This window comes from Mobilicoccus pelagius NBRC 104925, assembly GCF_000247995.1.
GTDB classification, from domain to species: Bacteria; Actinomycetota; Actinomycetes; order Actinomycetales; family Dermatophilaceae; genus Mobilicoccus; species Mobilicoccus pelagius.
Map to the genome: position 1 here is coordinate 18,178 of NZ_BAFE01000075.1, position 24,845 is coordinate 43,022.

Genomic DNA, 24,845 nt, shown 5'->3' on the forward strand with positions numbered 1-24,845 from the left:
GCGCCCGGGGTCGTGTTCGTCGGACACGGCCCCGGGCGCGTCGTGTCCGCGGACCGGCTTGGCCTGCGGTCGTGGGCGGGGACGTGGCGGCGTGCGTCTCGGGGGCCACCGGTCGGCGGGTCGCTCGGGATGGGGTTGCTTGACCCGCACGGGGTTGGGGGTCATGCTTGCGGGAACGTCGCACCACGTCACCGGCACCGCGTGGCGGTCTTCCTCCACCCGTGCTCCCGTCCTCGTCCTTCGGCTCGGCGAGGAACGGTCGAGGGGGGACGGTCGAGCAGACCGTGGGCGACGGACGTCGGGGTTGACGGGCAACCATGTCCTCGGTAGGCTATGCCTTTGCGCTGCCTATGTTCTTCCCCCAATAGCTGCATCATCGCGCGATGTGGTGCCACGTACCGCTGAATATCGCTCCTCACCTGGGGAGATCCATGTTCGGTCGGTGCCGGGTCGAGCAGGCAGTGACGACTTGCCGCTCACCAGGCTTAGGAAGGACCATCCTTGGCTGCCTCGCGTACCGCGACCCAGAAGATGTCCAGCGCATTGACGGCTTCAGGCCGTATCTCCTTCGCGAAGATCCGCGAACCCCTCGAGGTCCCCGACCTCCTCGCTCTCCAGACGGAGAGCTTCGACTGGCTGCTCGGCAACGAGCGGTGGCAGGACCGCGTGGCGGAGGCCCTCGAGGCCGGCCGCAACGACGTGCCCACCCGTTCCGGTCTGGAGGAGATCTTCGAGGAGATCTCCCCGATCGAGGACTTCTCCGGGTCGATGTCGCTGAGCTTCCGCGACCACCGCTTCGAGGAGCAGAAGTACTCCATCGAAGAGTGCAAGGAACGCGACATGACGTACAGCGCGCCGCTGTTCGTCACCGCCGAGTTCATGAACAACAACACGGGCGAGATCAAGAGCCAGACCGTGTTCATGGGCGACTTCCCCCTCATGACGAGCCGGGGCACGTTCATCATCAACGGCACCGAGCGTGTCGTCGTCTCCCAGCTCGTCCGTAGCCCGGGTGTGTACTTCGAGCGCACGCCCGACAAGACGAGTGACAAGGACATCTACTCCGCCAAGGTCATCCCCAGCCGGGGTGCGTGGCTGGAGTTCGAGGTCGACAAGCGCGACATGGTAGGCGTCCGCGTCGACCGCAAGCGCAAGCAGTCGGTCACCGTCCTCCTCAAGGCGCTCGGCTGGACCGACGCGCAGATCCTCGAGGAGTTCGGCGAGTACGAGTCCATGCGGGCCACTCTCGAGAAGGACAGCACGACGGGCCAGGACGACGCGCTCCTCGACATCTACCGCAAGCTGCGTCCGGGTGAGCCCCCGACGAAGGAGGCCGCTCAGGCCCTCCTCGACAACCTGTACTTCAACCCGAAGCGGTACGACCTCGCCAAGGTGGGTCGGTACAAGATCGACAAGAAGCTCGGTCTCGACACCGAGCTCGAGGCGTCGACGCTCACGGTCGAGGACATCGTCGCGACCATCAAGTACATCGTCGCCCTCCACGCGGGGGAGCGCACGATGCCGGGCATCCGCAACGGCGAGCAGGCCGAGATCCGCGTCGAGACCGACGACATCGACCACTTCGGCAACCGTCGTCTCCGCAACGTCGGCGAGCTCATCCAGAACCAGGTCCGTACGGGTCTGTCCCGCATGGAGCGCGTCGTCCGCGAGCGGATGACGACGCAGGACGTCGAGGCCATCACGCCGCAGACGCTCATCAACATCCGACCGGTCGTCGCCTCTATCAAGGAGTTCTTCGGCACGAGCCAGCTGTCGCAGTTCATGGACCAGAACAACCCGCTCGCGGGCCTGACGCACAAGCGTCGCCTCTCCGCGCTCGGCCCGGGTGGTCTGTCCCGTGACCGCGCCGGCATGGAGGTCCGTGACGTCCACCCGAGCCACTACGGCCGCATGTGCCCGATCGAGACGCCGGAAGGCCCGAACATCGGTCTCATCGGTTCGCTCGCGTCGTTCGGTCGCATCAACCCGTTCGGCTTCGTCGAGACGCCGTACCGCAAGGTCGTCGACGGCCGCGTCACCGACGAGGTGCATTACCTCTCGGCCGACGAGGAGGACGACTTCGTCATCGCGCAGGCGAACGCGCCCATCGCCGAGGACGGGCACTTCGCCGAGGAGCGCGTCCTCGTCCGGTCCAAGGACGGCGAGGTCGAGTTCATCCCCGGCGAGGACGTCGACTACATGGACGTCTCGGCCCGCCAGATGGTGTCGGCCGCGACGGCGCTCATCCCGTTCCTCGAGCACGACGACGCCAACCGTGCCCTCATGGGTGCGAACATGCAGCGTCAGGCCGTGCCGCTGGTGCGCAGCGAGGCCCCGTACGTCGGCACCGGCATGGAGTACCGTGCCGCGCTCGACTCCGGTGACGTCGTGCGTGCGACGAAGGCCGGTGTCGTCGAGGACGTCTCGGCCGATGTCGTCACCGTCGCCAACGACGACGGCACGCGGTCGAGCTACCGCATCGCCAAGTTCCTCCGCTCCAACCAGGGCACCTGCTACAACCAGCGGGTCCTCGTCGCCGAGGGGCAGCGCCTCGAGATCGGTAGCGTCATCGCCGACGGTCCGGCCACGGACAACGGCGAGATGAGCCTCGGTCGTAACCTCCTCGTCGCGTTCATGCCGTGGGAGGGCTACAACTACGAGGACGCGATCATCCTCTCCCAGCGCATCGTCCAGGACGACGTCCTCTCCTCGATCCACATCGAGGAGCACGAGGTCGACGCCCGCGACACCAAACTGGGCCCGGAGGAGATCACGCGGGACATCCCCAACGTCTCCGAAGAGGTCCTCGCCGACCTCGACGAGCGCGGCATCATCCGCATCGGTGCCGAGGTTCGGGACGGCGACCTCCTCGTCGGCAAGGTCACGCCCAAGGGTGAGACGGAGCTGACCCCGGAGGAGCGTCTGCTCCGTGCGATCTTCGGCGAGAAGGCGCGCGAGGTCCGCGACACCTCCCTCAAGGTGCCCCACGGCGAGACGGGCACGGTCATCGGCGTCAAGGTGTTCGACCGCGAGGAGGGCGACGAGCTTCCCCCGGGCGTCAACCAGCTCGTTCGGGTCTACGTCGCCAACCGCCGCAAGATCACCGACGGCGACAAGCTCGCCGGACGTCACGGCAACAAGGGCGTCATCTCCAAGATCCTCCCGATCGAGGACATGCCGTTCCTCGAGGACGGCACCCCCGTCGACATCGTGCTCAACCCGCTCGGTGTCCCCGGCCGCATGAACATCGGTCAGGTGCTCGAACTCCACCTCGGGTGGGTCGCGAGCCGCGGTTGGGAGATCGAGGGCGACCCCGAGTGGGCTCAGATGATTCCCGACGACGCCCGCAGCGCCCCCGCCGGCACGCGTGTCGCCTCGCCCGTCTTCGACGGTGCGCACGAGGGTGAGATCACCGGCCTGCTCGACTCGACGAACAAGACCCGTGACGGTCAGCGCCTCATCGGAGCCTCCGGCAAGGCGCGCCTGTTCGACGGCCGTTCGGGAGAGCCGTATCCGGAGTCGATCTCGGTCGGCTACATGTACATGCTCAAGCTGCACCACCTCGTCGACGACAAGATCCACGCGCGTAGCACGGGTCCGTACTCGATGATCACCCAGCAGCCGCTCGGTGGTAAGGCGCAGTTCGGTGGTCAGCGCTTCGGCGAGATGGAGGTGTGGGCCCTCGAGGCCTACGGTGCCGCGTACGCGCTGCAGGAACTCCTCACCATCAAGTCGGACGATGTCACCGGACGCGTCAAGGTGTACGAGGCCATCGTCAAGGGGGAGAACATCCCCGAACCGGGCATCCCCGAGTCGTTCAAGGTTCTCATCAAGGAGATGCAGAGCCTCTGCCTCAACGTCGAGGTCCTCTCGACGGACGGCGGGGCGATCGACCTCCGCGAGCCCGACCAGGAGGTCTTCCGCGCGGCGGAGGAGCTCGGCATCGACCTGTCCCGACGCGAGCCCAGCAGCGTCGAGGAAGTCTGACGCACCTCGCCGGTGGGCCGGCACGTTCGGGGAACCGACCGTGCCGGCCCACCCGGCCACACCACGTCTTGACCTGAGTTTTGTAGAGCGAGAGAGAGACACACGTGCTCGACGTCAATTTCTTTGACGAGTTGCGCATCGGCCTGGCCACCGCGGAGGACATCCGTGCGTGGAGCCATGGCGAGGTGAAGAAGCCCGAGACGATCAACTACCGCACCCTCAAGCCCGAGAAGGACGGACTCTTCTGCGAGAAGATCTTCGGCCCCACCCGGGACTGGGAGTGCTACTGCGGCAAGTACAAGCGCGTCCGGTTCAAGGGCATCATCTGCGAGCGGTGCGGCGTCGAGGTCACCCGGTCCGGTGTGCGCCGTGAGCGGATGGGCCACATCGAGCTCGCCGCCCCCGTCACCCACATCTGGTACTTCAAGGGTGTTCCGAGCCGCCTCGGCTATCTGCTCGACCTGGCCCCGAAGGACCTCGAGAAGGTCATCTACTTCGCGGCCTACATGATCACGTCCGTCGACACCGAGGCGCGTCACCGCGACATGCCCTCGCTCGAGGCGCAGATCGAGGTCGAGAAGAAGACGATCGAGAACGACCGCGACGCGGCCGTGAACGCGCGTGCCAAGAAGCTCGAGACCGACCTGGCCGAGCTCGAGGCCGAGGGTGCCAAGGGTGACGTGCGCCGCAAGGTGCGCGAGGGCGCCGAGCGCGAGATGAACGCGATCCGTCGCAAGGCCGACCAGCAGGCCGAGCGCATCCAGCAGGTGTGGGACCGCTTCAAGAACCTCAAGGTCCAGGACCTCGAGGGCGACGAGCTCCTCTACCGCGAGATGCGTGATCGCTTCGGCATGTACTTCGAGGGCGGTATGGGTGCTGCGGCGCTCCAGAAGCGCCTCGAGGACTTCGACCTCGACGCCGAGGCCGAGATCCTCCGCGAGATCATCGCGACGGGCAAGGGCCAGAAGAAGACCCGCGCCCTCAAGCGTCTCCGTGTCGTCACGGCCTTCCAGACGACGAGCAACAGCCCGAACGGCATGGTGCTCGACTGCGTCCCGGTCATCCCCCCGGACCTGCGCCCGATGGTGCAGCTCGACGGTGGCCGCTTCGCGACGTCGGACCTCAACGACCTCTACCGCCGTGTCATCAACCGCAACAACCGCCTCAAGCGACTGCTCGACCTCGGCGCGCCCGAGATCATCGTCAACAACGAGAAGCGGATGCTGCAGGAGGCCGTCGACGCGCTGTTCGACAACGGTCGTCGCGGTCGTCCAGTCACGGGTCCGGGCAACCGCCCGCTCAAGTCGATCTCCGACATGCTGAAGGGCAAGCAGGGTCGATTCCGTCAGAACCTCCTCGGCAAGCGCGTCGACTACTCCGGCCGTTCGGTCATCGTCGTCGGCCCGACGCTCAAGCTGCACCAGTGCGGTCTGCCCAAGCAGATGGCGCTCGAGCTGTTCAAGCCGTTCGTGATGAAGCGTCTGGTCGACCTCGACCACGCGCAGAACATCAAGTCGGCCAAGCGCATGGTCGAGCGTGCCCGTCCGCAGGTGTGGGACGTCCTCGAAGAGGTCATCACCGAGCACCCCGTGCTGCTCAACCGTGCGCCCACGCTGCACCGTCTCGGCATCCAGGCGTTCGAGCCGCAGCTCGTCGAGGGCAAGGCCATCCAGCTCCACCCGCTCGTCTGCGGTGCGTTCAACGCCGACTTCGACGGCGACCAGATGGCCGTCCACGTGCCGCTCTCCTCCGAGGCGCAGGCCGAGGCCCGCATCCTCATGCTGAGCAGCAACAACATCCTCAAGCCGGCCGACGGACGCCCGGTCACCATGCCCAGCCAGGACATGATCATCGGCCTGTTCCACCTCACCTCCGCGCTCGACGACGGGCCGGGCCAGGGCCGCTGCTTCCGCAGCGTCGCCGAGGCCCGCATGGCCTTCGACGCCCGCGAGATCGGGTTGGGCTCGGTCGTCAGGATCCGCCTCACCGACTTCGTCCCCCCGATCGGCTACGAGCTGCCCGAGGGCGTCGAGGTGCGCGAGGACGGCTCCATCGCCGAGATCCTCGTCGAGACGACCCTCGGCCGCGCGATCTTCAACACGACGATGCCGGCGGACTACCCGTTCGTCGACGCCCCCGTGGACAAGAAGCGTCTGTCGACGATCGTCAACGACCTCGCCGAGCGCTACAGCAAGGTGCAGGTCGCGACGAGCCTCGACGCGCTCAAGGAGACGGGCTACTACTGGGCGACCCGGTCGGGCACGACCGTGTCGATCTCGGACGTCGTCACGCCGCCCCGCAAGCAGGAGATCCTCGAGAACTACGAGGCCAAGGCCGAGAAGGTCCAGGTCCAGTACGAGCGGGGTCTCATCACCGACGACGAGCGCCGTCAGGAGCTCATCGAGATCTGGACCCAGGGCTCCAACGAGGTCGCCAAGGAGATGGAGGCGAACTTCCCGCGCCTCAACCCCATCTACCGCATGGTGTCCTCGGGTGCCCGTGGTAACTGGTTCCAGCTGCGTCAGATCGCCGGTATGCGTGGCCTCATGGCCAACCCGCGCGGCGAGATCATCCCGCGACCGATCAAGTCGAACTTCCGCGAGGGTCTTTCCGTGCTGGAGTTCTTCATCTCGACGCACGGTGCCCGTAAGGGTCTCGCCGACACCGCACTGCGGACGGCCGACTCGGGTTACCTGACGCGTCGTCTCGTCGACGTCTCCCAGGACGTCATCATCCGCGAGCAGGACTGCGGCACCGACCGCGGCCTCACGCTGCCCATCGCGATGCGTCGGACCGACGGCAGCCTCGTCGCCCACGAGGACGTCGAGAGCACCGTCTACGCCCGTACGCTCGCCGAGGACATCAGCGACGAGAACGGCGAGGTGCTCGTCGAGGCCGGTGTCGACCTCGGAGACGTGCTCATCGACCGGCTCGTCGCCGCGGGCATCGAGGAGGTCCGCGTGCGGTCCGTCCTCACCTGTGACAGCCACGTCGGCACCTGTGCCAAGTGCTACGGGCGCAGCCTCGCCACGGGCAAGCTCGTCGACATCGGCGAGGCCGTCGGCATCATCGCGGCCCAGTCGATCGGTGAGCCGGGTACCCAGCTCACGATGCGGACGTTCCACACCGGTGGTGCGGCCTCGGCCGACGACATCACCCAGGGTCTGCCCCGTATCGTCGAGCTCTTCGAGGCACGGACGCCGAAGGGTGTCGCGCCGATCGCTGAGGCCAGCGGTCGGGTGCAGATCGAGGAGACCGACAAGGCTCGCCGGGTCCTCCTCACGCCGGACGACGGCAGCGAGGAGCACGCCTACCCCGTGAGCAAGCGTGCGCGTCTGCTCGTGCAGGACGGCCAGCACATCGACGTGGGGACCAAGCTCATCCAGGGTGCGATCGACCCCAAGCAGGTCCTCCGCATCCTCGGCCCGCGCGCCGTGCAGATGCACCTCGTCGACGAGGTGCAGAAGGTCTACCGCCAGCAGGGTGTGTCGATCCACGACAAGCACATCGAGGTCATCGTCCGCCAGATGCTCCGTCGCGTGACGATCATCGAGGCGGGCGACGCCGACCTGCTGCCGGGTTCGATGGCCGAGCGTGGGCGCTTCGAGACGGAGAACCGTCGGGTCGTCGCCGAGGGTGGCAAGCCCGCGTCCGGCCGTCCCGAGCTCATGGGTATCACCAAGGCCTCGCTCGCCACGGACTCGTGGCTGTCGGCGGCGTCGTTCCAGGAGACGACCCGTGTCCTCACGGACGCGGCGATCCACGCCAAGAGCGACCCGCTGCTGGGCCTCAAGGAGAACGTCATCCTCGGAAAGCTCATCCCGGCCGGTACGGGTCTGCCCCGCTACCGCAACGTCCGGGTCGAGCCCACCGAGGAGGCCAAGGCCGCGATGTACTCGATGCCCGACTACCAGCAGTTCGACTACCCGACCTTCGGGCCGGGGTCGGGCGCGGCGGTTCGGCTCGACGACGTCAGCCTGGGGCTCGACGCGGACTGACCGTTCGGAGATGCCTCGCGAGGGCCGATCACGCACCTGCGTGGTCGGCCCTCGTGGCGTCGGGGGGCCTCCGCCAGGGGGCCGTGCCGCGGCGACGCGAAGCCGGTCGCAATCGCCTCGATTTGGCCGCATGTCGACCCTGCAGGTACGCTGGTGGGGCATGTCCTGGGACAGTCGTGCCCAGTCCCGCCGAACGCGGTCGGTTCATACATCGGTCGCGGGACCGAGATCGTGAGCAACGCCCCACCGGCGGAGCGGCGGCCATCGGTCCGCTCGACCGGTCGCGGCCAGGAGATGTCCTCTCGCCGGGCAACCCGTCGTCGTACGCGTCCAGGACGGGAAGTGCAGGGGAGAGCGCCGCGGGTACCGACCCGCGGCAGTCAAGGAGGCCCGACGTCCCAGCGAGGGCCGATCACATCGACGACGTACGGAGACTACGTGCCTACGATCAACCAGCTCGTCCGTAAAGGACGTAGCGACAAGGCCACCAAGGCCAAGACGCCCGCGCTGAAGGGCAGCCCCCAGCGACGTGGCGTGTGCACGCGTGTGTACACCACCACGCCGAAGAAGCCGAACTCCGCGCTGCGCAAGGTTGCGCGCGTCAAGCTGACCAGCCAGATCGAGGTCACCGCTTACATCCCCGGCGTGGGACACAACCTGCAGGAGCACTCGATCGTGCTCGTGCGTGGCGGCCGTGTGAAGGACCTTCCGGGTGTCCGTTACAAGATCATCCGCGGCTCGCTCGACACGCAGGGCGTCAAGAACCGCCGCCAGGCGCGTTCCCGCTACGGCGCGAAGAAGGAGAAGAAGTAATGCCTCGTAAGGGCCCCGCTCCCAAGCGCCCGCTCGTCGTCGACCCGGTCTACGGGTCGCCGCTCGTCACGCAGCTCGTCAACAAGATCCTCCTCGACGGCAAGAAGACCACCGCCGAGCGCATCGTGTACGGCGCCCTCGAGGGCTGCCGCGCGAAGACGGGTACCGACCCCGTCGTCACGCTCAAGCGTGCGCTCGACAATGTCAAGCCCGCCCTCGAGGTCCGCAGCCGCCGTGTCGGTGGCGCGACCTACCAGGTCCCGGTGGAGGTCAAGCCGGGTCGTTCCACGACCCTCGCCCTCCGTTGGCTCGTCGGGTACTCCCGTCAGCGTCGCGAGAAGACGATGACCGAGCGCCTCATGAACGAGATCCTGGACGCCAGCAACGGCCTCGGCGCCGCTGTCAAGCGCCGCGAGGACATGCACAAGATGGCCGAGTCCAACCGCGCCTTCGCGCACTACCGCTGGTAATTCAGCTCATCCCTCCGCCCCGGCACCTGCCGGGGCGGGGGAATGCGGCCGGCGAGGGCGAGACCCGCGCTTCCGTTCCGACAATCCCCACGACAAGAGAGCTGAGTAGCCAGTGGCACAGGATGTCCTGACCGACCTGCGCAAGGTCCGCAACATCGGCATCATGGCGCACATCGACGCCGGCAAGACCACCACGACCGAGCGCATCCTGTTTTACACGGGTGTCAACTACAAGATGGGCGAGACGCACGACGGCGCCTCGACCACCGACTGGATGGAGCAGGAGAAGGAGCGGGGTATCACCATCACCTCCGCTGCCGTCACCTCCTTCTGGAAGGGCATCCAGATCAACCTGATCGACACGCCTGGACACGTCGATTTCACGGTCGAGGTCGAGCGCAACCTGCGCGTCCTCGACGGTGCCGTCGCGGTGTTCGACGCCAAGGAGGGCGTCGAGCCGCAGTCCGAGACGGTGTGGCGCCAGGCCGACCACTACGGCGTCCCGCGCATGTGCTTCATCAACAAGATGGACAAGATGGGCGCGGACTTCTACTTCTCCGTGAAGACGATGGTCGACCGCCTCGGCGCCAAGCCCCTCGTCATGCAGATCCCGATCGGCGCCGAGTCCGACTTCGTCGGTGTCGTCGACCTGGTCCGCATGAAGGCCCTCACCTGGCACGGTGAGACGCAGCTGGGCGAGGACTACGACGTCGAGGAGATCCCGGCCGACCTCAAGGAGAAGGCTGAGGAGTACCGCACCCAGCTCATCGAGACGGTCGCGGAGTCCGACGAGGTCCTCATGGACAAGTACCTGGAGGGCGAGGAGCTCACCGAGGACGAGATCAAGAAGGGCGTCCGCGCCCTCACGCTCGCCGGCGAGTACAACCCCGTCTTCTGCGGTACGGCCTTCAAGAACAAGGGCGTCCAGCCCCTCCTCGACGGCATCGTCGACTTCCTGCCGAGCCCGCTCGACCTTCCGCCGACGGAGGGTCACAAGCCGGGCGACGAGGAGACGATCCTGCACCGCAACCCGTCCACGGACGAGCCGTTCGCGGCGCTGGCGTTCAAGATCGCGGCCCACCCCTTCTTCGGCACGCTGACCTACATCCGCGTGTACTCCGGTGAGATCACGGCAGGCCAGCCGGTCATGAACGCCACCAAGGGCAAGAAGGAGCGTCTGGGCAAGCTGTTCCAGATGCATGCCAACAAGGAGAACCCGGTCGAGAAGGCCTCCGCCGGTCACATCTACGCCGTCATCGGTCTCAAGGACACGACGACGGGCGACACGCTCTCGGACATGAACCAGCAGATCGTGCTGGAGTCCATGACCTTCCCCGAGCCGGTCATCCACGTCGCCATCGAGCCCAAGACGAAGGGCGACCAGGAGAAGCTCGGCACGGCCATCCAGCGCCTCGCGCAGGAGGACCCGACCTTCACCGTCCGGCTGGACGAGGAGACCGGCCAAACCGTCATCGGCGGTATGGGTGAGCTCCACCTCGACATCCTCGTCGACCGTATGCGTCGCGAGTTCAAGGTCGAGGCCAACGTCGGTAAGCCGCAGGTCGCGTACCGCGAGACCATCCGCCGCAAGGTGGAGAAGTACGACTACACCCACAAGAAGCAGACGGGTGGCTCGGGTCAGTACGGCAAGGTGCAGATCACGTACGAACCCCTCGACACCTCCGAGGGTGAGCTCTACGAGTTCGCGAACGCCGTCACCGGTGGTCGTATCCCGCGTGAGTACATTCCGAGCGTCGACGCCGGTATCCAGGACGCGCTTCACGTCGGCATCCTCGCCGGCTACCCGATGGTCGGCATCAAGGCGACCCTCGTCGACGGCGCCTATCACGACGTCGACTCCTCGGAGATGGCGTTCAAGATCGCCGGTTCGATGGCCACCAAGGAGGCTCTCCGCAAGGCCGACCCGGTCCTGCTCGAGCCGATGATGGCCGTCGAGGTCCGTACGCCCGAGGAGTACATGGGCGACGTCATCGGCGACATCAACTCTCGTCGTGGGCAGATGCAGTCCATGGACGACGTGAGTGGTGCGAAGTCCATCCGGGCGCTCGTTCCGCTCTCGGAGATGTTCGGGTACGTTGGCGACCTCCGGTCGAAGACCCAGGGTCGAGCCAACTACACGATGCAGTTCGACTCGTACGCGGAGGTCCCCCGGGCCGTCGCCGACGAGATCGTCAAGAAGATGCGAGGCGAGTGAGGCGGGTACACTCACCCCCTCCTCTTCGTGATCACACCGCAGTAACCCATCAAAAGACGCCACACCTGGCCCCGGCCGGTGGCGTATCCACACCAAGTCCACCAGGAGGACAACAGTGGCGAAGGCGAAGTTCGAGCGGAGCAAGCCGCACGTCAACATCGGCACCATCGGTCACATCGACCACGGCAAGACGACGCTGACGGCTGCCATCTCCAAGGTTCTGCACGACAAGTACCCGGACCTGAACGAGGCGTCGCCGTTCGACTCGATCGACAAGGCCCCGGAAGAGAAGCAGCGCGGCATCACGATCTCGATCGCTCACATCGAGTACCAGACCGAGAGTCGTCACTACGCGCACGTCGACTGCCCCGGGCACGCCGACTACGTCAAGAACATGATCACCGGTGCCGCTCAGATGGACGGCGCGATCCTCGTGGTCGCGGCGACCGACGGCCCGATGCCTCAGACGAAGGAGCACGTCCTCCTGGCCCGCCAGGTCGGCGTCCCCTACATCGTCGTGGCCCTCAACAAGGCCGACATGGTCGACGACGAGGAGATCATGGAGCTCGTCGAGATGGAGGTCCGCGAGCTGCTGTCCTCCTACGAGTTCCCCGGTGACGACGTCCCCGTCGTCAAGGTCTCCGCTCTCAAGGCCCTCGAGGGCGACGAGAAGTGGGCCGAGTCCATCCTCGAGCTCATGAACGCCGTCGACGAGGCCATCCCGCAGCCGGAGCGCGACATCGACAAGCCGTTCCTCATGCCCGTCGAGGACGTCTTCACGATCACCGGTCGTGGCACGGTCGTCACCGGCCGTATCGAGCGCGGTGTCCTCAAGGTCAACGAGGAGGTCGAGATCGTCGGCATCAAGGAGGCTTCCTCCAAGACGACGGTCACCGGCATCGAGATGTTCCGTAAGCTCCTCGACGAGGGTCGTGCGGGCGAGAACGTCGGTCTGCTCCTCCGCGGTACCAAGCGCGAGGACGTCGAGCGCGGCCAGGTCATCTGCAAGCCGGGCTCGATCACCCCGCACACCGAGTTCGAGGGCCAGGTCTACATCCTGTCCAAGGACGAGGGTGGCCGTCACACGCCGTTCTACGACAACTACCGTCCGCAGTTCTACTTCCGGACCACGGACGTCACGGGCGTCGTGCACCTCCCCGAGGGTACCGAGATGGTCATGCCCGGTGACAACACCGACATGAAGGTCGACCTCATTCAGCCCATCGCGATGGAAGAGGGCCTCAAGTTCGCCATCCGTGAGGGTGGTCGTACGGTCGGCGCCGGCCGCGTCACCGAGATCATCAAGTGATGATTCGCAGCTGATTCGGCGTTCGCGCCGATCACGAAGGCCCGGGCAGTTCGCTGCCCGGGCCTTCGGCGTGTCCCTGGGGCATGTCGGTGGGGGAGGGGCCCTCGAGTGGGCCGGGTGTGCGGGGGAGGGGAGGGAGCCCGAGGTGGCAAAGATGGGGACGAGAGTCCGGGGGGCGCGGTCGGTCGGGGCCCGGCGGGCGCCGCGCACCGTGGCGAGCTGTCTGATGGCAGCGTGCCTGTTGGGGGTGTCGGCTGCGGGGTGTGGAGCAGGCGGGCTGCGAGCCGGGGGTGGAGGCGACGCGGACCGAGGACCGGCCGAGGCCGGTGCAGGAGCCTCCACGTCGTCCGGTTCGTCGACGAGTGCGCCCCCCCTCCGGCGGGCACGGACCTTCGGCGCGGCAGGAGGGACGCCTCGTCGACGACGCGTCGTGGGTCGGGCGGGATGGCGAGGGAGCCCTCCGGGTCACCCCCTCCGACAGGCTCCGAGAGTCGAGCGATCCCGAGGTGTACGAGGAGGCATGGCGACGGGTGGTCTGTGCCGTCCCCGGGGCCGACGCGCCGGGGATGCGCGACCAGTTCGTGTGTCACGCGGCGTTCGCCTCGCAGAAGGAGGCGTGGTACCTCGAGCCCGCGCGGCCGGCGGTCGGGTACTGGCGGACCGTGCGTGCGGGCTGCAACCCGGGAGACGTCCGAGACGCCGGGTGATGTGCTCCGGGCCGTCGTCGACACACCGATGATGTCGGTGAGGGTGATGGGGCCGGCCGCCCGTCGTGTTATGCGCCCGGGGCGGACGGGTGGTGTGGTTCGGCGCGGGATAGCGTGGGGCGACCGACCTCGCGGGCCGCGAACGCCCGCCCGACCCCAGGAGACACGCATGGACTTCGGTAGCTACGAGACTCTTCTCGTCGAGCAGGACGGGCCCGCGCTCGTCGTGACGGTCAACCGCCCCGCGGCGATGAACGCCCTCGCCGGGCAGGTCGTCGAGGATCTGTGGAACCTCACCGAGGTCCTCGCCCACGTCGGTGAGGAGGGTGACTGGCCCATCCGCGGCGTGATCGTCACCGGGGCGGGGGAGAAGTCGTTCGTCGCCGGCGCCGACATCCGCGAGATGGAGGGGATGAGTCCCGAGGACGGTGAGCGGTACAGCCGGCGCATGCAGGACGTGACGTTGCGTCTCGAGGCGCTCCCCGTCCCCGTCGTCGCCGCGGTCAACGGCTTCGCCCTGGGAGGGGGTTGCGAACTCGCGATGGCGTGCGACTTCATCTACGCGAGTCGCAACGCCAAGTTCGGTCAGCCCGAGGTCAACCTTGGCCTCGTCCCCGGCTTCGGGGGGTCCGTGCGCCTGACCGATCGAGTGGGTGTCGGCATGGCGCGCGAGCTCGTCTTCACCGGTCGGACCGTCCCGGCGGAGGAGGCGCACCGTATCGGCCTCGTCAACGCGCTCTTCGACACCCCGGCGGACGTCGTTGCCGGTGCGAAGGCCGTCGTCGCCGAGATGGCGGCGAAGTCGCCGGTGGCGATCCGCCTTAGCAAGCGTCTCGTCGAGCAGGCCGGGCCCCTGCCTACCGCGGAGGGGCTCGACCTCGAGGCCGGAGTTTTTGGACAGGCCTTCGGCACGGAGGACAAGGCAGAGGGCGTCCGCGCGTTCGTCGCCAAGGACAAGCCCGCCTTTCCCGGGCGCTGACGAATCGGCCCGGAGATGCTCCGGCCGCAGGACGTGCGTCGGGCGGGTGCGCCTCGGTGAGGCGCGCCCGGCGCCACGCACCGTGCGAGGTGGGGTTCGGGGACGTGGGGGAGAATCCCGGGTGGCCGACCGGTGACACCCGGATGTCCACGAAACGGTCGCCCTTCCGGCCCGATTTGGCTCTGGGCCGCTCATCTGTCAGAATCGAACGGTTGCTTGACGGCAGCGTGCGCTGATTCGTGCCTCGTGGAAAAAGACGCGTCCGGACCGCTGCCGTCCCTCGCGAGAGGTGACTAGCACACGGATCCGTCCGTGAACTGGAGCCTCGCGCGATCAATCTGAGACTTCCGGTTCCGGCCGGGGTCGACCAGGACCGAGGGGTAGTACTTCGTGCTGCCTTCGGCCAAGCCGTTCGGTGCGACACGCCCGACCGCGTGGGTCGGCCTCACGGGATCGGATCCGTAGTGGAACGACAGGGAAGAGAGACGTAACGACGATGGCGGGACAGAAGATCCGCATCCGGTTGAAGTCGTACGACCACGAGGTCATCGACTCCTCGGCGCGCAAGATCGTCGACACCGTGACGCGTGCGGGAGCGACCGTGGTGGGCCCCGTGCCGCTGCCGACGGAGAAGAACGTCTTCGTCGTCATCCGGTCGCCCCACAAGTACAAGGACAGCCGCGAGCACTTCGAGATGCGCACGCACAAGCGCCTCATCGACATCGTGGACCCGACGCCCAAGGCCGTCGACTCGCTCATGCGTCTCGACCTGCCGGCCGACGTCAACATCGAGATCAAGCTCTGAGGGCAGTGCAGATGAGCATTTCTTCCAAGACCGAGCGCCCCGTCACGGGCGTGCTGGGCGAGAAGCTCGGCATGACCCAGATGTGGGACGCCGACAACCGCCTCGTCCCGGTGACCGTCGTCAAGGCCGGCCCGTGCGTCGTCACGCAGGTTCGCACCGAAGACGCCGACGGCTACAACGCCGTGCAGATCGCCTTCGGGGCCATCGACCCGCGCAAGGTCAACCAGCCGATGACCGGGCACTTCGAGAAGGCCGGCGTGACGCCGCGCCGTCACCTCGTCGAGCTCCGCACCTCCGAGGCCGGCACCTTCAACGCCGGCCAGGAGATCACCGCCGAGGCCTTCGAGGTCGGGCAGCGTGTCGACGTCGTCGGCCGCACCAAGGGCAAGGGCTTCGCCGGTGTCATGAAGCGTCACGGCTTCTCCGGTGTGAGCGCCAGCCACGGTGCCCACCGCAACCACCGCAAGCCGGGTTCGATCGGCGCCTGTGCGACGCCCTCCCGCGTGTTCAGGGGCCACCGCATGGCCGGCCGCATGGGTGGGGTCCGTCAGACGACCCAGAACCTGCAGATCCACGCCGTCGACGCCGAGCAGGGTCTCCTGCTCATCAAGGGTGCCGTTCCCGGCCCCCGCGGCGCCGTCGTGCTCGTCCGCACCGCTGTGAAGGGAGCGTGACCATGACGACGATCGACGTCCGTGACACCACGGGTGCCGCTGCCGGTCGCACGGTCGACCTGCCCGCCGAGATCTTCGACGTGCAGACCAACGTGCCGCTCATCCACCAGGTCGTCGTGGCTCAGCAGGCCGCGGCCCGCCAGGGGACGCACGCCACCAAGACGCGGTCCGACGTCCGCGGTGGTGGCCGCAAGCCTTACCGCCAGAAGGGCACCGGCCGCGCCCGCCAGGGTTCGATCCGTGCGCCGCAGTTCGCCGGTGGTGCCACCGTCCACGGCCCGCAGCCGCGTGACTACAGCCAGCGGACCCCCAAGAAGATGAAGGCCGCCGCCCTCCGCGGTGCCCTCTCCGATCGTACCCGTCACGACCGCGTTCACGTCGTCACCGGCCTCGTCGAGGGGGACACCCCGTCGGCGCGTTCCGCGACGAAGCTCATGGCTGCGATCACCGAGCGGGTCAACCAGCTGGTGGTCGTCAACCGGGGCGACGAGACGTCCATGCTCTCGGTGCGCAACCTGCCGTCCGTGCACGTGTTGTTCGCCGACCAGCTGAACACCTACGACGTCCTGTGCGCCGACGACATCATCTTCACCGAGGACGCCTTCGAGGCGTTCGTCGCCGCCGCCACGAAGTCCAAGGAGGCCGCCAAGTGAGCGCCCTGAACAAGGACCCCCGTGACGTCCTGCTCTCGCCGGTCGTCTCCGAGAAGTCCTACACGCTGATGGACGAGGGCAAGTACACGTTCCTCGTCGACACGCGCGCCAACAAGACCGAGATCAAGATCGCCGTCGAGGAGATCTTCAAGGTCAAGGTGGCTTCCGTCAACACGTTGAACCGCCCCGGCAAGACCCGTCGGACCCGGTTCGGGATGGGCAAGCGCAAGGACACCAAGCGCGCCATCGTCACCCTCAAGGAAGGCTCGATCGACGTCTTCGGCGGAGCGCGCTGAGCGCGCCCCTGCAGCCGATCGAATCGCTAAGGGAGAACTGATCTCATGGGTATCCGAAAGTACAAGCCGACGACGCCGGGTCGTCGCGGGAGCAGCGTCGCCGACTTCGTCGAAGTGACGCGTAGCCAGCCTGAGAAGTCGCTGGTCCGCCCGCTCTCCAAGTCCGGTGGTCGTAACAACCAGGGCCGTATCACGACCCGTCACATTGGCGGTGGCCACAAGCGCGCCTACCGCGTCATCGACTTCCGTCGTCATGACAAGGACGGCGTGCCGGCGAAGGTCGCTCACATCGAGTACGACCCGAACCGCACCGCCCGCATCGCGCTGCTGCACTACGCCGACGGCGAGAAGCGCTACATCATCGCGCCGAACCGCCTCAAGCAGGGTGACCGCATCGAGAACGGCCCCGGCGCCGACATCAAGCCGGGCAACAACCTGCCGATGCGCAACATCCCCGTCGGTACGGTCATTCACGCGATCGAGCTCCGCCCCGGTGGCGGCGCTAAGATCGCCCGCTCCGCCGGTGCGCGAGTCCAGCTCGTGGCCAAGGAGGGTCGTTACGCCCAGCTGCGTATGCCCTCCGGTGAGATCCGCAACGTCGACGTCCGCTGCCGCGCGACGATCGGCGAGGTCGGCAACGCCGAACAGAGCAACATCAACTGGGGCAAGGCCGGCCGCATGCGGTGGAAGGGCAAGCGCCCGACCGTCCGTGGTGTCGTCATGAACCCGGTGGACCACCCGCACGGTGGTGGTGAGGGTCGCACCTCCGGTGGACGTCACCCGGTCAGCCCCTGGGGCCAGCCGGAGGGACGTACCCGCCGCCCCAACAAGGAGAGCGACAAGCTCATCGTCCGTCGTCGTCGTACCGGCAAGAAGCGCTGATAGGAGCCCGCTGATATGCCTCGCAGCCTGAAGAAGGGCCCCTTCATCGACGACCACCTTCAGAAGAAGGTGGACGCCCAGAACGAAGCGGGCACCAAGAACGTCATCAAGACCTGGTCGCGCCGGTCGGTCATCGCGCCCGACTTCCTCGGCCACACGCTCGCCGTCCACGACGGACGCAAGCACGTGCCGGTGTTCGTCACCGAGGCGATGGTCGGGCACAAGCTCGGCGAGTTCGCCCCGACGCGCACCTTCAAGGGTCACGTGAAGGACGACAAGAAGGGTCGTCGTCGCTGATGGCCGTTACGAAGTCCCAGACCACGCAGGAGGAGGTCGTGACTGTGGAAGCCAGGGCACAGGCCCGCGGCGTGCGTGTCACGCCGATGAAGGCCCGCCGTGTCGTGAACCTCATCCGCGGCAAGCAGGCCACCGAGGCCCTCGCCGTGTTGCAGTTCGCGCCGCAGTCCGCGAGCGAGCCGGTGTACAAGGTTCTCGCCAGCGCCATCGCGAACGCCCGCCAGAAGGCGGAGCGCGAGTCGCTGCCGTTCGACGAGCGTGCGCTCGTCGTCACGACGGCGTACGTCGACGAAGGTCCCACGATGAAGCGGTTCCAGCCCCGTGCACAGGGCCGCGCCTACCGCATCAACAAGCGCACGAGCCACATCACCGTGCACGTCAGCCAGCCCGAGACGAATGGAGGCGTTCGCTGATGGGTCAGAAGGTCAACCCGAACGGCTTCCGTCTCGGCATCACCACCGACCACGTGTCGCGGTGGTTCGCCGACAGCACCAAGGACGGCCAGCGTTACCGCGACTACGTCAAGGAAGACGTGGCCATCCGCAAGCTCATGTCCACGGGCATGGAGCGCGCCGGCATCAGCCGCGTCGAGATCGAGCGCACGCGTGACCGCGTCCGCGTCGACATCCACACGGCCCGCCCGGGCATCGTCATCGGTCGCCGCGGCGCCGAGGCGGACCGCATCCGCGGCGAGCTCGAGAAGCTCACGGGCAAGCAGGTGCAGCTCAACATCCTCGAGGTCAAGAACCCCGAGATGGACGCCCAGCTCGTCGCGCAGGGCATCGCCGAGCAGCTCTCGGCCCGTGTGTCCTTCCGTCGTGCGATGCGCAAGGGCATGCAGTCCTCGCTCCGCGCCGGCGCCAAGGGCATCCGTGTCCAGGTCTCCGGTCGTCTCGGCGGCGCCGAGATGAGCCGCACCGAGTTCTACCGCGAGGGCCGCGTGCCGCTGCACACCCTCCGCGCGAACATCGACTACGGCTTCTACGAGGCCCGCACCACCTTCGGCCGTATCGGCGTGAAGGTGTGGATCTACAAGGGCGACCTCACGGCGAAGGAGCTCGCTGCCCAGCAGGCGGCGGCCCCCGGCCGCGGCGGTCGTGGACCTCGCGGTGACCGTCCCGCCCGTGGACGTCGACCCGGCGGCGAGCGTGGGGGAGACCGCGGTACCCGCGCCCCCCGCACGAACGAGAGCACGGGTGGCAGTGAGACGGCCGTGACGTCGGGCGCCCCCGCGACCACCGAGGGAGCAGATTCCTGATGTTGATTCCCCGTCGAGTCAAGCACCGCAAGCAGCACCACCCCACTCGCCGCGGCATGGCGAAGGGCGGCACGCAGATCGCGTTCGGTGACTACGGCCTCCAGGCGCTCACGCCGGCCTACGTCACCAACCGTCAGATCGAGTCCGCTCGTATCGCGATGACGCGCTACATCAAGCGTGGCGGAAAGGTCTGGATCAACATCTACCCGGACCGCCCGCTCACGAAGAAGCCCGCCGAGACCCGCATGGGTTCCGGTAAGGGTTCGCCGGAGTGGTGGGTCGCGAACGTCAAGCCGGGCCGTGTCATGTTCGAGCTGTCCGGTGTCAGCGAGGAGGTCGCGCGTGAGGCCATGCGTCTCGCCGCGCACAAGCTCCCCATGAAGTGCCGTTTCGTCGCACGTGAGGGTGGTGAGAACTGATGGCGAAGGACCTGGCAGCGGACGCCGTCCGCGAGATGTCCGACGAGAAGCTCGCCGACGAGCTCAAGAAGGCCAAGGGCGAACTGTTCAACCTGCGGTTCCAGTCCGCCACTGGTCAGCTCGAGAACAACAGCCGCCTGCGTGCGGTCCGCAAGGACATCGCGCGGATCTACACGATCATGCGTGAGCGCGAGCTCAACATCGGCGGCCCGAAGGTGGCGAAGTGACCATGACGACCACACCGGAGGAGAACACCGTGACCGACCAGAGCGTCGAGACCGGCGAGGGCCGCAACTTCCGCAAGACCGCTCGCGGTTACGTCGTCAGCGACAAGATGGACAAGACCATCGTCGTCGAGGTCGAGGACCGCGTGAAGCACGCGCTCTACGGCAAGGTCATGCGTCGTACCAGCCGCCTCAAGGCGCACGACGAGAACAACGAGGCCGGCGTGGGTGACCGCGTACTCATCATGGAGACGCGTCCCCTTTCCGCCTCGAAGCGTTGGCGCCTCGTGCGCATCGTCGAGAAGGCCAAGTGATCCCGGGGCCGAGGCCCCCGCACCCGCCCTCTCAACAGACCTCGGCCAGGCATCTGGCCAGTAAGTTCCGCAAGGCTCACCGGGGGGAGACCCCGACTGAGAACCGGCGCGACGACAGGAGTGAGAAGTGATCCAGCAGGAGTCGCGACTTCGCGTCGCCGACAACACCGGTGCCAAGGAGATCTTGTGCATCCGCGTGCTCGGTGGCTCCGGCCGGCGTTATGCCGGCATCGGGGACGTCATCGTCGGCGCGGTGAAGGACGCCATCCCTGGCGGCAACGTCAAGAAGGGCGACGTCGTCAAGGCCGTCATCGTGCGCACCAAGAAGGAACGCCGCCGTCCGGACGGTTCCTACATCCGGTTCGACGAGAACGCTGCCGTCATCCTCAAGAACGATGGCGACCCGCGTGGTACGCGCATCTTCGGCCCTGTCGGCCGTGAGCTGCGTGACAAGAAGTTCATGAAGATCATCTCGCTGGCCCCGGAGGTGCTGTAACCCATGGCCAAGATGAAGATCAAGAAGGGTGACCTCGTGCAGGTCATCTCCGGTCGCAAGCAGGACAAGGGCGGCGACCGCGGCAAGCAGGGCAAGGTCCTCGAGGTGTACCCGGAGACCCAGCGCGTGCTGGTCGAGGGCATCAACCGCATCACCAAGCACACCCGTGCGAGCCAGCGGGGTGCCGGCGGCATCGTCCAGGTCGAGTCCCCGATCCACGTGAGCAACGTGATGGTCGTCGACCCCGAGACGAAGAAGCCGACCCGGATCCGCACGCGGGTCGAGACGGTCGAGCGTGACGGCAAGACGAAGACGCAGCGCGTCCGCGTCGCCGTGCGCTCCGGGAAGGACCTCTGATGAGTGAGAGCACCATGACGCAGGCTCCTGAGGCGCGTCTTCGGGTCAAGTACCGCGACGAGATCAAGAGCCAGCTGCAGGACGAGTTCGGTTACGCGAACGTCATGCAGGTCCCGGGTGTCGTCAAGGTCGTCGTCAACATGGGTGTCGGCGAGGCCGCCAAGGACAGCAAGCGCATCGAAGGCGCGGTCCGCGACCTCACGGCGATCACCGGTCAGAAGCCGGTCGTCACCAAGGCCCGCAAGTCCATCGCGCAGTTCAAGCTCCGTGAGGGCATGCCGATCGGCTGCCACACGACGCTCCGTGGCGACCGGATGTGGGAGTTCCTCGACCGTCTGGTCACCGTGGCGCTTCCCCGTATCCGTGACTTCCGTGGCCTCTCGCCGAAGCAGTTCGACGGTCGTGGCAACTACACGTTCGGCCTCAACGAGCAGTCCATGTTCTACGAGATCGATCAGGACAAGATCGACCACGTTCGCGGAATGGACATCACCGTCGTCACGACGGCGACCAACGACGACGAGGGTCGGGCGCTGCTGCGTCACCTCGGATTCCCGTTCAAGGAGAACTGATCGTGGCCAAGACCGCACTGATCAACAAGGCCAACCGCAAGCCGAAGTTCAAGGTCCGCGCCTATACCCGCTGCCAGCGGTGCGGCCGGCCCCACTCGGTGTACCGCAAGTTCGGCCTCTGCCGAATCTGCCTGCGCGAGATGGCTCACCGCGGTGAGCTGCCCGGCGTGACCAAGAGCAGCTGGTAACAGCTCGTCCACTTTCAACACTTCTACACCGAAGGTCTGCCGCACAGCAGGTGCGGGAGAAACCGCGGTGAGGAAGGGCGGAGAAGCCCAAAATGACGATGACAGACCCCATCGCGGACATGCTGACCCGCGTGCGTAACGCCAACTCGGCGCACCACGACGCGGTGTCCATGCCGTATTCGAAGCTCAAGTCCAACATCGCGGAGATCCTCGCTTCCGAGGGTTACATCGCGGGTTGGAGCGTGCAGGACGCCGAGGTCGGCAAGACGCTGACCATCGACCTCAAGTACGGCCCGAACCGCGAGCGTTCCATCTCGGGCGTGCGGCGCGTGTCGAAGCCCGGACTCCGCGTCTACGCGAAGTCGACCAACCTGCCCAAGGTCCTGGGTGGTCTCGGCGTGGCGATCATCTCCACGTCCTCCGGCCTCCTCACGGACAAGCAGGCCGCCAACAAGGGTGTGGGTGGGGAAGTCCTCGCCTACGTCTGGTAATCCGAGAAGCAGGAAGGAGACCAGGCAATGTCCCGAATCGGACGACTCCCCATCACCATTCCCTCAGGCGTCGACGTGACGATCGACGGCCAGGCCGTCTCGGTCAAGGGTCCCAAGGGCCAGCTGGCCATGGCCGTGGCCGAACCCATCCGGGTCGCTCGCGAAGAGGACGGAACCCTCACGGTCACCCGTCCCAACGACGAGCGCGAGTCCCGCTCGCTGCACGGCCTCACCCGGACGCTCATCGCGAACATGGTCGAGGGCGTCACCAACGGGTACGAGAAGAAGATGGAGATCTTCGGCACCGGTTACCGCGTGCAGAACAAGGGCGGGAGCCTCGAGTTCGCGCTCGGCTACAGCCACTCCATCACGGTCGAGGCCCCCGAGGGCATCACCTTCACCGTCGAAGGCCCCACGAAGTTCGCGGTCCAGGGCATCGACAAGCAGCTCGTGGGCGAGACCGCCGCCAACATCCGCAAGCTCCGCAAGCCCGACCCGTACAAGGGCAAGGGTGTGCGGTACGCGGGCGAGCACATTCGCCGCAAGGTCGGAAAGGCTGGTAAGTGATGGCACTCACGATCAAGCGCGGCAAGAGCAAGGCTTCGGCGCGTACGCGTCGTCACTTCCGCCTTCGCAAGCGCATCACCGGCACCGCGGTTCGTCCGCGGCTCGTCGTCACCCGTTCGTCGCGGCACATGTTCGCCCAGGTCGTCGACGACGTGCAGGGTCACACCCTCGCGTCCGCCTCGACGATGGAGGCCGACCTCCGCGCGTTCGAGGGCGACAAGACGGCCAAGGCGCGCAAGGTCGGCGAGCTCCTCGCCCAGCGCGCCAAGGACGCCGGCGTCGACGCGGTCGTGTTCGACCGTGGCGGCAACAAGTACCACGGACGTGTCGCGGCGATCGCCGAGGGCGCCCGAGAGGGAGGTCTGTCGCTGTGAGCGCGATGTCGACCCGTAACGAGAAGAAGAGGAACGTCTGATGGCTGGACCCCAGCGCCGAGGCACCGGCGCCGGCGACTCCGCCGGCGCGAACAACGACCGCCGTGGCGGCCGCGACAACCGCAACGACAACCGCCGGGGCGGACGCGACGACGAGCGCGGCCAGTTCCTGGAGCGCGTCGTCACCATCAACCGCGTCTCCAAGGTCGTCAAGGGTGGACGCCGGTTCAGCTTCACCGCACTCGTCGTCGTCGGCGACGGTGACGGCACCGTGGGCGTGGGCTACGGCAAGGCCAAGGAGGTGCCCGCCGCGATCGCGAAGGGTGTCGAGGAGGCCAAGAAGGCCTTCTTCCGCATCCCGCGTATCCAGGGCACCATTCCCCACCCCGTCCAGGGTGAGGCCGCTGCCGGTGTCGTGCTCCTGCGTCCGGCCTCACCGGGTACCGGTGTCATCGCCGGTGGTCCGGTGCGCGCCGTGCTCGAGTGCGCCGGTATCCAGGACGTGCTGAGCAAGTCGCTCGGGTCGCAGAATGCCATCAACATCGTCCACGCGACGGTGGAGGCGCTCAAGCAGCTCGAGCAGCCGGAGGCCGTGGCCGCGCGCCGTGGTCTGCCGCTCGAGGACGTCGCGCCGGCCGCCATGCTGCGGGCGCGTGCCGCGGGGGTGAATGCCTGATGGCTCAGCTCAAGGTGACGCAGACCCGTTCCGAGATCGGCTGCAAGCAGAACCAGCGCGAGACGCTGCGTTCGCTCGGCCTCAAGCGCATCGGTGACGTCGTCGTCAAGGAGGACCGCCCGGAGATCCGCGGCATGGTCCGCACCGTGACGCACCTCGTCTCCATGGAGGAGGTTGACTGACATGGCCGACGAGACCAAGGCCACCGAGACCGACGGGGCGCAGAAGTCCCACGCCCTCAAGGTGCACCACCTTCGTCCCGCTCCCGGTGCCAAGACGGCGCGTACGCGCGTCGGTCGTGGTGAGGGCAGCAAGGGTAAGACCGCCGGCCGCGGCACCAAGGGCACGAAGGCCCGCTACCAGGTTCCGGGTGCGTTCGAGGGTGGCCAGATGCCGCTCCACATGCGCCTCCCGAAGCTGCGCGGGTTCACGAACCCGTTCCGTACGGAGTACCAGGTCGTCAACCTGGACAAGATCGGGTCCCTCTTCCCCGAGGGCGGCGACGTCACCGTCGACGCGCTCGTGGAGAAGGGCGCCGTCCGCAAGGGCCACCTCGTGAAGGTGCTCGGGCAGGGCGAGATCGGCGTCAAGGTCAACGTCTCCGCGCACCGGTTCTCCGGTTCCGCGAAGTCGAAGATCGAGGCCGCCGGGGGCTCCGTCACGGAGCTCTGAGCGCCGCGCTGACCAGCGACGACGTATAGCGATAGCACCCCGCGTGCCGGTAACCCCGGCCGCGGGGTGCTATCGTTTTCAAGGGGATTCGACCAACCCTGTTCGTGTTCGATCGACTTTTCGGAGCCGGCGTGGGGGGCCCCGCCGCCAGC

Annotated in this window: 29 protein-coding genes; all 29 read left to right on the forward strand. The window is 67.1% G+C overall.

All coding sequences use genetic code 11. From position 1 onward, the window contains the following. Positions 1–531 precede the first annotated feature (531 nt). The 29 genes from rpoB (at position 532) to rplO (ending at position 24,693) form a co-directional block, all read left to right on the forward strand. Positions 532–3,987: a DNA-directed RNA polymerase subunit beta gene (gene rpoB, locus MOPEL_RS11325; protein WP_505758755.1), complete on the forward strand. Its 3,456-nt coding sequence runs from the start codon at positions 532–534 to the stop codon at positions 3,985–3,987. A gap of 104 nt (positions 3,988–4,091) precedes the next feature. Beyond that, entirely contained in the window at positions 4,092–7,985 is a 3,894-nt protein-coding gene (locus tag MOPEL_RS11330) for a DNA-directed RNA polymerase subunit beta' (RefSeq protein WP_009483048.1), read from the forward strand. A 438-nt stretch (positions 7,986–8,423) separates the two neighbouring features. After that, on the forward strand, positions 8,424–8,798 hold the full coding sequence (gene rpsL, locus MOPEL_RS11335; protein ID WP_009483049.1) for a 30S ribosomal protein S12: 375 nt from the start codon (positions 8,424–8,426) through the stop codon (positions 8,796–8,798). Continuing rightward, on the forward strand, positions 8,798–9,268 hold the full coding sequence (gene rpsG / locus MOPEL_RS11340) for a 30S ribosomal protein S7 (RefSeq protein WP_009483050.1): 471 nt from the start codon (positions 8,798–8,800) through the stop codon (positions 9,266–9,268). Before rpsL ends, rpsG begins: the two co-directional genes overlap by 1 nt. Before the next feature lie 112 nt (positions 9,269–9,380). Further along, a complete protein-coding gene (gene fusA / locus MOPEL_RS11345) occupies positions 9,381–11,483 on the forward strand; it encodes an elongation factor G (RefSeq protein ID WP_009483051.1) in 2,103 nt (700 codons plus the stop codon). Between the two features lie 115 nt (positions 11,484–11,598). Then, on the forward strand, positions 11,599–12,792 hold the full coding sequence (gene tuf, locus MOPEL_RS11350; protein WP_009483052.1) for an elongation factor Tu: 1,194 nt from the start codon (positions 11,599–11,601) through the stop codon (positions 12,790–12,792). Positions 12,793–13,154: 362 nt separating this feature from the next. Continuing rightward, the gene (locus tag MOPEL_RS11355; protein WP_051992297.1) at positions 13,155–13,499 is read left to right on the forward strand and encodes a DUF2599 domain-containing protein; all 345 of its coding nucleotides are present in this window, start codon (positions 13,155–13,157) and stop codon (positions 13,497–13,499) included. Positions 13,500–13,668: 169 nt separating this feature from the next. Next, the gene (locus MOPEL_RS11360; protein WP_009483054.1) at positions 13,669–14,478 is read left to right on the forward strand and encodes an enoyl-CoA hydratase/isomerase family protein; all 810 of its coding nucleotides are present in this window, start codon (positions 13,669–13,671) and stop codon (positions 14,476–14,478) included. Between the two features lie 496 nt (positions 14,479–14,974). After that, a complete protein-coding gene (rpsJ, locus tag MOPEL_RS11365) occupies positions 14,975–15,283 on the forward strand; it encodes a 30S ribosomal protein S10 (protein ID WP_006502853.1) in 309 nt (102 codons plus the stop codon). 11 nt (positions 15,284–15,294) lie between these two features. Next, positions 15,295–15,957 (forward strand): 50S ribosomal protein L3, encoded by a 663-nt coding sequence (gene rplC, locus MOPEL_RS11370; RefSeq protein WP_083841844.1) that lies wholly within the window; start codon positions 15,295–15,297, stop codon positions 15,955–15,957. 2 nt (positions 15,958–15,959) lie between these two features. Further along, positions 15,960–16,610 carry a 50S ribosomal protein L4 gene (gene rplD, locus MOPEL_RS11375; RefSeq protein WP_009483056.1) on the forward strand — a complete coding sequence of 217 codons (651 nt, stop codon included), beginning with the start codon at positions 15,960–15,962 and terminating at the stop codon, positions 16,608–16,610. Continuing rightward, entirely contained in the window at positions 16,607–16,906 is a 300-nt protein-coding gene (gene rplW, locus MOPEL_RS11380) for a 50S ribosomal protein L23 (protein WP_009483057.1), read from the forward strand. Before rplD ends, rplW begins: the two co-directional genes overlap by 4 nt. Before the next feature lie 45 nt (positions 16,907–16,951). After that, on the forward strand, positions 16,952–17,788 hold the full coding sequence (rplB, locus tag MOPEL_RS11385; protein ID WP_009483058.1) for a 50S ribosomal protein L2: 837 nt from the start codon (positions 16,952–16,954) through the stop codon (positions 17,786–17,788). A 15-nt stretch (positions 17,789–17,803) separates the two neighbouring features. Next, complete coding sequence (gene rpsS, locus MOPEL_RS11390) at positions 17,804–18,085, forward strand: 30S ribosomal protein S19 (protein WP_009483059.1); 282 nt, start codon at positions 17,804–17,806, stop codon at positions 18,083–18,085. Positions 18,086–18,129: 44 nt separating this feature from the next. Then, positions 18,130–18,498: a 50S ribosomal protein L22 gene (rplV, locus tag MOPEL_RS11395; RefSeq protein ID WP_040634248.1), complete on the forward strand. Its 369-nt coding sequence runs from the start codon at positions 18,130–18,132 to the stop codon at positions 18,496–18,498. After that, entirely contained in the window at positions 18,498–19,343 is an 846-nt protein-coding gene (gene rpsC / locus MOPEL_RS11400) for a 30S ribosomal protein S3 (RefSeq protein ID WP_009483061.1), read from the forward strand. The genes rplV and rpsC overlap by 1 nt, the downstream gene beginning before the upstream one ends. Beyond that, the gene (gene rplP / locus MOPEL_RS11405; protein ID WP_009483062.1) at positions 19,343–19,762 is read left to right on the forward strand and encodes a 50S ribosomal protein L16; all 420 of its coding nucleotides are present in this window, start codon (positions 19,343–19,345) and stop codon (positions 19,760–19,762) included. The genes rpsC and rplP overlap by 1 nt, the downstream gene beginning before the upstream one ends. Next, positions 19,762–19,989: a 50S ribosomal protein L29 gene (gene rpmC / locus MOPEL_RS11410; protein WP_009483063.1), complete on the forward strand. Its 228-nt coding sequence runs from the start codon at positions 19,762–19,764 to the stop codon at positions 19,987–19,989. Before rplP ends, rpmC begins: the two co-directional genes overlap by 1 nt. Before the next feature lie 2 nt (positions 19,990–19,991). Beyond that, positions 19,992–20,300, forward strand: a complete 309-nt coding sequence (gene rpsQ / locus MOPEL_RS11415; protein ID WP_040634225.1) for a 30S ribosomal protein S17 — start codon at positions 19,992–19,994, stop codon at positions 20,298–20,300. 127 nt (positions 20,301–20,427) lie between these two features. Further along, on the forward strand, positions 20,428–20,796 hold the full coding sequence (gene rplN, locus MOPEL_RS11420) for a 50S ribosomal protein L14 (protein WP_009483065.1): 369 nt from the start codon (positions 20,428–20,430) through the stop codon (positions 20,794–20,796). A gap of 3 nt (positions 20,797–20,799) precedes the next feature. Beyond that, the gene (gene rplX / locus MOPEL_RS11425) at positions 20,800–21,153 is read left to right on the forward strand and encodes a 50S ribosomal protein L24 (protein ID WP_009483066.1); all 354 of its coding nucleotides are present in this window, start codon (positions 20,800–20,802) and stop codon (positions 21,151–21,153) included. Further along, positions 21,153–21,725, forward strand: a complete 573-nt coding sequence (gene rplE / locus MOPEL_RS11430; RefSeq protein WP_009483067.1) for a 50S ribosomal protein L5 — start codon at positions 21,153–21,155, stop codon at positions 21,723–21,725. The genes rplX and rplE overlap by 1 nt, the downstream gene beginning before the upstream one ends. Before the next feature lie 2 nt (positions 21,726–21,727). After that, positions 21,728–21,913, forward strand: coding sequence for a type Z 30S ribosomal protein S14 (locus MOPEL_RS11435; protein ID WP_009483068.1), 186 nt, complete (start codon positions 21,728–21,730; stop codon positions 21,911–21,913). Positions 21,914–22,005: 92 nt separating this feature from the next. Then, the gene (gene rpsH / locus MOPEL_RS11440; protein WP_009483069.1) at positions 22,006–22,404 is read left to right on the forward strand and encodes a 30S ribosomal protein S8; all 399 of its coding nucleotides are present in this window, start codon (positions 22,006–22,008) and stop codon (positions 22,402–22,404) included. A gap of 27 nt (positions 22,405–22,431) precedes the next feature. Continuing rightward, a complete protein-coding gene (gene rplF / locus MOPEL_RS11445; RefSeq protein ID WP_009483070.1) occupies positions 22,432–22,971 on the forward strand; it encodes a 50S ribosomal protein L6 in 540 nt (179 codons plus the stop codon). Beyond that, on the forward strand, positions 22,971–23,345 hold the full coding sequence (gene rplR / locus MOPEL_RS11450) for a 50S ribosomal protein L18 (protein ID WP_009483071.1): 375 nt from the start codon (positions 22,971–22,973) through the stop codon (positions 23,343–23,345). The genes rplF and rplR overlap by 1 nt, the downstream gene beginning before the upstream one ends. Before the next feature lie 40 nt (positions 23,346–23,385). Then, positions 23,386–24,021 carry a 30S ribosomal protein S5 gene (gene rpsE, locus MOPEL_RS11455; protein ID WP_009483072.1) on the forward strand — a complete coding sequence of 212 codons (636 nt, stop codon included), beginning with the start codon at positions 23,386–23,388 and terminating at the stop codon, positions 24,019–24,021. Beyond that, positions 24,021–24,203 carry a 50S ribosomal protein L30 gene (rpmD, locus tag MOPEL_RS11460; RefSeq protein WP_009483073.1) on the forward strand — a complete coding sequence of 61 codons (183 nt, stop codon included), beginning with the start codon at positions 24,021–24,023 and terminating at the stop codon, positions 24,201–24,203. Before rpsE ends, rpmD begins: the two co-directional genes overlap by 1 nt. 1 nt (position 24,204) lies before the next feature. Continuing rightward, the gene (gene rplO, locus MOPEL_RS11465) at positions 24,205–24,693 is read left to right on the forward strand and encodes a 50S ribosomal protein L15 (RefSeq protein ID WP_009483074.1); all 489 of its coding nucleotides are present in this window, start codon (positions 24,205–24,207) and stop codon (positions 24,691–24,693) included. Positions 24,694–24,845: the final 152 nt, after the last annotated feature.